Annotated in this window: 7 protein-coding genes and 1 pseudogene; 1 reads left to right on the top strand and 7 read right to left on the bottom strand. The window is 63.8% G+C overall.

Going from position 1 to position 7,011, the window contains the following annotated elements; translation table 11 throughout:
• On the top strand, nt 1-95 hold a 95-nt coding region (locus J8I87_RS15450; RefSeq protein ID WP_209932328.1), incomplete at its 5' end, for an NAD(P)(+) transhydrogenase (Re/Si-specific) subunit beta.
• A 54-nt stretch (nt 96-149) separates the two neighbouring features.
• Here the strand turns inward: J8I87_RS15450 and J8I87_RS15445 are convergent.
• The 7 genes and pseudogenes from J8I87_RS15445 to glyQ form a co-directional block, all read right to left on the bottom strand.
• Complete coding sequence (locus J8I87_RS15445) at nt 150-836, bottom strand: helix-turn-helix transcriptional regulator (RefSeq protein ID WP_209932318.1); 687 nt, start codon at nt 834-836, stop codon at nt 150-152.
• An 85-nt stretch (nt 837-921) separates the two neighbouring features.
• Nucleotides 922-1,113, bottom strand: a pseudogene (locus tag J8I87_RS15440) (VOC family protein); the annotation flags it as partial.
• 307 nt (nt 1,114-1,420) lie between these two features.
• Nucleotides 1,421-2,278 (bottom strand): M48 family metallopeptidase, encoded by an 858-nt coding sequence (locus J8I87_RS15435; RefSeq protein WP_209932317.1) that lies wholly within the window; start codon nt 2,276-2,278, stop codon nt 1,421-1,423.
• Nucleotides 2,279-2,347: 69 nt separating this feature from the next.
• Nucleotides 2,348-3,106, bottom strand: a complete 759-nt coding sequence (locus J8I87_RS15430) for a 1-acyl-sn-glycerol-3-phosphate acyltransferase (RefSeq protein WP_209932316.1) — start codon at nt 3,104-3,106, stop codon at nt 2,348-2,350.
• Between the two features lie 40 nt (nt 3,107-3,146).
• Complete coding sequence (gmhB, locus tag J8I87_RS15425) at nt 3,147-3,704, bottom strand: D-glycero-beta-D-manno-heptose 1,7-bisphosphate 7-phosphatase (RefSeq protein WP_209932315.1); 558 nt, start codon at nt 3,702-3,704, stop codon at nt 3,147-3,149.
• 10 nt (nt 3,705-3,714) lie between these two features.
• A complete protein-coding gene (gene glyS, locus J8I87_RS15420; RefSeq protein ID WP_209932314.1) occupies nt 3,715-5,814 on the bottom strand; it encodes a glycine--tRNA ligase subunit beta in 2,100 nt (699 codons plus the stop codon).
• Nucleotides 5,815-5,829: 15 nt separating this feature from the next.
• On the bottom strand, nt 5,830-6,837 hold the full coding sequence (glyQ, locus tag J8I87_RS15415; protein WP_209932313.1) for a glycine--tRNA ligase subunit alpha: 1,008 nt from the start codon (nt 6,835-6,837) through the stop codon (nt 5,830-5,832).
• Nucleotides 6,838-7,011 lie beyond the last annotated feature (174 nt).

The raw sequence follows: 7,011 nt of genomic DNA, 5'->3' as shown, positions 1-7,011 counted from the left end.
GGCTCGATAACGATCTTTTCTACATGGACAAGACGATGATGGTCTTCGGCGATGCAAAGAAGGTGATCGAAGACATGGTGAAATCCGTCGATTGACGTTGTAGTGCGAGGCGCGCCAAAGGCGTGTCTCGCATGCTGGCTATCCCCTGCTCAGCGCGGCTTCACACCGATGCTGCGCATGAAATCCGCGAGCCGTCTTCCCTCGACATCGGGAAACGGCTCGTGCACTTTCAGGTCACCGATATTCGCGAGCGCGAAGTGGCGAAAGTCTTCGCGCAGCTCGCACCACGCGCCGAGTGTAAAACGCGCGCCCCAGTATGCGAGCGCGAGCGGCCACACACGCCGCAGCGTCGCCGCACCGTTCTTGTCCTGATGCGCGAAGCTGACCACATGTCTCGTATCGATCGCGCGATGCAGCGTATCGACGATCGCCGACACGTTACCGTCGATATGGAACGACGGCGCGAAGAACGCGAGGCGGTCGATGGTCGCTCGCTTTTCGGCGGGCATCGCCGACGCGATCTTCGCGAGCGCGCCGCGCGCGCCTGCCGCCATGCTTTCGCCGCCCCACGATTCGAGCATCCGCGCGCCGGCGGCGAGGGCAGTGAGCTCTTCGGCGGTGAAGGTGAGCGGCGGCAGGCTGGCGCTGCGGCTCAAGCGATAGCCGATGCCCGGCTCGCCCTCGATGGGCACGCCCGACAATTGCAGGTCCTGCACATCGCGATAGACGGTGCGCAGCGACACGTGCAGCCAATCCGCGAGTTGCTGCGCGGTGGTCAGGCGTCGGCCGCGCAGCAGCTCGGCGATCTGGAACAGGCGGTCGGCGCGACGCGTCATCGTGGGTGTCTCCCGAAGACAGACGGTGAATCTCCCGCGATGATAGCGCCGCACGACGCTCTCCCGTCGCCTGTGGCGTTCGTTTTTAGCCGTTGGTTTTCGAATGGAGGCCGACGCGGTTGCCTTCCGTGTCGGTGAAAAAGCCGATCCAGCCGATGTCGTTTGGCAGTTGCACGGCAGGTTCTTCAACTTTGCCGCCTGCGCGCTTCACGCGTTCGAGTGTCGCGTTGACGGTTGGTCGCGCGTCAAGATAGACGAGCGAACCCGTTGCCGACGGCTCCAACCTTGCACGATGCTGCAAAACGAGGACGGCATGATCGAACTGTTTTTCTACCATCACCGTGTCGCAACACTTGACCTCAGGGCGACACAACCGTGAGTATCAGGTGTCAACGATGTCCCCGCACGAGTGTCAACCATGTCTTCCGGTCTGTACACCGCGGCAAAGAAAGTAGGTGCCGCCCCGCACAGGGGCAACCTTCGCGCCGTAGGCGCATCGCGGATGCCAGCGACAGCGTCGAAACACAAACCGCATCGCGAATGCCAGCGCAGGCGCAAAACCAAACCAAACCAAACCAAACCACTCACATCGCCGGCAACAACTCCGGCGGATGATGCTTCAGCGTCTGCCGCGCTTCGCGGAACTCCGGAAAAATCGACTCGACCGTCTGCCAGAACCGCGGGCTATGGTTCATCTCGCGCAGATGCGCGAGCTCATGCGCGACAACATAATCGATGATCGACAACGGAAAATGAATCAACCGCCAGTTCAGGCGGATCTTGCCGTCACTCGAACAACTGCCCCAACGAGTCGCCGCCGACGACAGCGCGTACGCGCGATACGTGACCCCCAGCTTTTCCGCATACACGTCGAGACGCTCGCCGAAGATCCGCTTCGCCTCGCCTTGCAGCCAGCCTTGCACACGATCCTTGATCTGCTGCGGATCGGCCTGCGCGGGCAGTGGCAACGCAAGCACATTCCGCGCGGCATCGAACGCGACCTGGCCGTTAGCGGCCGCAAGCGTCACGCGCACGGTTTGTCCGAGATAGGGCACCTCGGCGCCGTCCTTCCAGTCGATGCGCGGCATCACGCGCTGCTCGGTGCGCGTCTGCCATTCGGCGAGCTTCGTGAAAATCCAGCGCTGTTTCTCGGCAATCGCCGTTTCGATGTCGGCGAGCGTGACCCAGCGTGGCGCCGTGATCGTCAGCCCCGTGCTGTCGATCGCAAAGCCGATCGAGCGGCGCGAAGAGCGCTTCAGCGCGTAGTACAGCGTGCGCGCGCCGAGCGTGACGCTGCGCAATTTCGAGCCATCGGGAGCAAGGGGAACGGTGGGCCTGGGCTGCGGCGGCGCGGCGGATTTGCCCGGCTCGTCGAAGAGCGGCAGATCGAGTTGCCGGCTATCGAGCGCCGCAGCAGGCTGCGGCTTAGGAGACTTCTGCATCGGACTCACTTCGCGCTGATACGCTGCGCAACGCACACGTGCAGCGTGTGCCCATCGCGGCGTGGCGCGTCAGATACGGGCGGCGGCGGGCGAGTTCTGCTCGACGCCATAAGCGGCCGGATCGATGCGGCGCATCTCGGCCTCGATCCACGTTTCGACGCGCATGTTCACTTCGTCGGGCGTGAGCCCGGTGGTGTCGACCGGCTTGCCGATCGACACTGTGACTATACCCGGATATTTCATGAATGAGTTGCGCGGCCACACGCGCCCTGCGTTGTGCGCGATCGGGACGACGACGGCACCCGTCGCCACCGCGAAGCGCGCGCCGCCCGTCTTGTACTTGCCCTGCTTGCCAGTCGGCGTGCGCGTGCCCTCCGGGAACATGATCACCCATGCGCCTTCGGACATGCGGCGCGCGCCCTGCCTCGTCACCGAGGCGAACGCGTTCTTGCCTTCCTTGCGGTCGATGTGAATCATCTTCAGCATGCCGAGCGCCCAGCCGAAGAACGGCACGTAAAGCAACTCGCGTTTGAACACGTAGCACAGCGGACGCGGCATCAGCGCGGGGAATGCGACCGTTTCCCACGCCGACTGATGCTTCGACAGCAGCACGGCCGGACCGCGCGGCAGATTGTCCATGCCTTGCACTTCATATCGGATGCCATTCAGCACGCGCACGACGGCGAGCGTCACACGACACCAGCCGACCGCCATCCAGTACCGGTTGTCGGCGCGCATGAACGGGAACGCGATGAAGCACGCGGTCGCATAGGGGATCGTGAAGACCGCGAAAAAGATCAGCAGCAGCAGCGAGCGGATGAAGCGCATCAGTGTGGTCAGTGAAGTGAGGACGCGCTATGTGTGCGCGTCATTCTTGTTCTTCGGCAAGGAAATCGAGCGCGAACGCGCGCAGGTCGTCGTGCACGCGTGTGCCGTCGGGCAGGCCGCCTGCCGCGAGCGTCTTTTTGCCTTTGCCCGTGAGCACCAGATGCGGAACGAAACCAAGCGCGGCGCCCGCCTGCAGGTCGCGCAGCGCGTCGCCGACGCACGGCGTATCTTCCGGCTCGATCTCGAAGCGCTCCGCGATCATCTTCAGCATGCCGGGCCTCGGCTTGCGGCATTCGCAGTGGTCGTCGGCCGTGTGCGGGCAGAAGAACACGGCGTCGATGCGGCCGCCGACGGCTGCCGCCGCGCGATGCATCTTCAGATGCATCGCATTGAGCGCGTCCATATCGAACAGCCCGCGGCCGATGCCCGATTGATTTGTCGCGATCGCCACGCGATAACCGGCCTGATTCAGCCGCGCGATCGCTTCGAGGCTGCCAGGCAGCGCGACCCACTCGCCGGGAGACTTGATGAACGCGTCCGAGTCGACGTTGATCACGCCGTCCCGGTCGAGCACCACCAGTTTCTTTGCAGTCGGCATGATGCGGGGCTCAGGCGGCGAGGCGGGAAATATCCGCGACGCAGTTCATCTGCTGATGCAGCGCGCCGAGCAGCGCGAGGCGATTCGCGCGCAGTGCCGGGTCTTCCGCGTTGACCATCACATCGTTGAAGAACGTATCGACGGGTTCGCGCAGCGCCGCGAGCGCCGACAGCGCGCCCGTGTACTGACGCTCGGCCAGTTGCGACTGCACGCGCGGCGCGACCTGTTCGAGCTGAGCATGCAGCGCTTTTTCGGCCGACTCGACGAGCAGTGTGATCTGCACGCCGCTCGTGCTTGCGCCTTCGGACTTCTTGAGGATGTTCGAAATGCGCTTGTTCGCCGCCGCCAGCGACGCCGCTTCCGCCAGCGCCGCGAATTCGCGCACGGCGTCGAGGCGCGCGACGATATCGTCGAAACGCGTCGGGTCCAGCGCGAGCACGGCATCCACTTCGCCCGCCGAGTAGCCGCGTTCGCGCAGCATGCCGCGCAGACGGTCGATGCAGAACTCGTAAATGGCCTGCGTCGAATCGGCGACGTTCGGCACGTTCGCGAATTGCGCGTAGGTGACGCGCAGCAGTTCGACGAGATCGATCGGCAATTGCTTCTCGACGAGAATGCGCAGCACGCCGAGTGCGTGACGGCGCAGCGCGAACGGATCTTTTTCGCCTGTCGGCTGCAGGCCGATGCCCCAGATGCCGACCAGCGTTTCCAGTTTGTCGGCAAGCGCGACCAACGTGCCCGTCGCCGTCGACGGCAATGCGTCGCCGGAGAAGCGCGGCTGATAGTGCTCCGAGCACGCGAGCGCGACCTCTTCCGGCTCACCGTCGTGACGCGCGTAGTAGGTGCCCATCGTGCCTTGCAGCTCGGGGAACTCGCCGACCATGTCGGTCAGCAGGTCGGCCTTCGCGAGATGCGCGCCACGCTTTGCCAGCGCGACATCCGCGCCGATCATCTGCGCGATGGCGCCCGCCAGCGCTTCGACACGCTCGACGCGTTGCAACGCCGAACCGAGCTTGTTGTGATAGACGACGTTCGCGAGTTGCGGCACGCGCTCGGCGAGCGGCTTCTTCTTGTCGTGCTCGAAGAAGAACTTTGCGTCGGCCAGTCGCGGACGCACGACACGCTCGTTACCTTCGACGATCTCGACAGGCGTCTTCGTCTCGATGTTCGACACGATCAGGAAACGCGAGCGCAGCTTGCCGTTCGCGTCGGTGAGCGCGAAGTATTTCTGGTTCGTCTGCATCGTGAGGATCAGGCATTCCTGCGGCACTTGCAGGAACTCGTCCTCGAACTGGCATGCATAGACGACGGGCCATTCGACCAGCGACGTCACTTCGTCGAGCAGCGACTCGGGCATCACGACCTGATCGCCGTTCGCCTGCGCGAGCAAATGCGTGCGGATCGTTTCCTTGCGGTCCGCGAAATTCGGCACGACATGGCCGCGGTGCATCAGCGTTTCGGCGTAGCGGTCCGCGTGCTGGATCTGCACGAAGCCTTCGGACAGAAAGCGGTGGCCGAGCGTGGTGTCGTCGGCATCGATGCCAAATGCGGTGACGGGCACGACCTCATGGTCGTGCAGCACCGTCAGACGATGCACGGGGCGCACGAACTGCACGTTCGAGCCGTCCGGGCGCTGATACGTCATCACCTTTGGAATCGGCAGCTTTGCGAGCGTTTCGTCGAGGGCCGCTTGCAGACCTTCGGCGAGCGTCGCGCCGGGCGCCGCGTAGCGCAGGAAGAACGCTTCGGCCTTGCCGTCGTTCGCGCGTTCGAGGTCAGTCACCGAGAAATCGGGGAAGCCGAGCGCGGCGAGCTTCTTCGCGAGCGGCGGCGTGGGCTGGCCGTTCGCGTCGAGCGCGACGGAAACGGGCAGCACCTTTTCGCGCACGTGCTTTTCCGGCGCGACGTTGCGCACGTTCTTCACGGTGACGGCGAGGCGGCGCGGCGTCGCGTAACGCTCGAACTGCAATTCACCTTCGATCAGATCGCGCGCCGCAAGGCGTTGGGCGATGCCTTCCGCGAACGCATCGCCCAGACGCGCGAGCGCCTTCGGCGGCAGTTCTTCCGTCAGCAGTTCAACGAGCAGGGTGGCTTGATGGGATTGCGTCATGTCTTCTTGGTCTCGTCAGTCCTGGTCGATCTTGCGTTCGACTTTGAGCGGCGGCGCCCATGCGGGCATCGCGGCGTCCTGTTCGTCGGTGGTCAGGCCGGGTACGCCGTGCACGGGGTTGCCGAGCATCGGGAAGCCGAGCTTTTCACGCGAGTCGTAGTAAGCCTGCGCGACGAGTCGCGACAGCGCGCGAATGCGGCCGATATACGCCGCGCGCTCCGTCACGGAAATCGCGCCGCGCGCGTCGAGCAGGTTGAATGTGTGAGCGGCCTTCAGAACGAGCTCGTAGGCGGGCAGCGCGAGCGGGACTTCAATCATGCGCTTCGCTTCGGCTTCGTAGCTATTGAAGAACGTGAACAGCAGATCGGTGTTCGCCTGCTCGAAGTTGTACGTCGACTGTTCGACCTCGTTCTGGTGATACACGTCGCCGTACGTGAGGCGGCGCGGTTCCGGACCGTTCGGGCCTTGTTCTTCCCACTCGGTCCAGATCAGGTCATAGACGTTCTCGACCTTCTGCAGATACATCGCGAGACGTTCGAGGCCGTAGGTGATTTCGCCGAGCACGGGCTTGCAGTCGAGACCGCCGACCTGCTGGAAGTACGTGAACTGCGTCACTTCCATGCCGTTGAGCCACACTTCCCAGCCGAGGCCCCATGCGCCGAGCGTCGGGTTTTCCCAGTCGTCCTCGACGAAGCGCACGTCGTTTTGCTTCAGATCGAAGCCCAGCGCTTCGAGTGAACCGAGATACAGGTCGAGGATGTTTTCCGGCGCGGGCTTCAGCACGACCTGGTACTGGTAGTAGTGCTGCAGGCGGTTCGGATTCTCGCCGTAGCGGCCGTCTTTCGGGCGGCGCGACGGCTGGACATACGCGGCGCGCCACGGCTCCGGGCCGATTGCGCGCAGGAACGTATGGACGTGGGACGTGCCCGCACCGACTTCCATGTCGATCGGCTGGAGCAGCGCGCAACCTTGCTTGTCCCAATAGGATTGCAGCGTCAGGATGATTTGCTGAAACGTGAGCATGAAGTGCCTTGAAGGTGCCTTTCAGGCAGGACGCGGATACCGTGCGGCTCGCGCGGCCCAGTGCTGTGAAACCCCGAATTTTACCGGATTGCCGCTGGCTTGAGACTTTCTGGGGCCCGGTGAATCAAACGGGGGCGCTTCATTGTGTTGTTTCGCGTTGCGCCGCCCTTCGTG

Source organism: Paraburkholderia sp. LEh10 (genome assembly GCF_017814945.1).
GTDB lineage: Bacteria > Pseudomonadota > Gammaproteobacteria > Burkholderiales > Burkholderiaceae > Paraburkholderia.
This window is presented reverse-complemented; position numbering and strand designations above follow the sequence as displayed.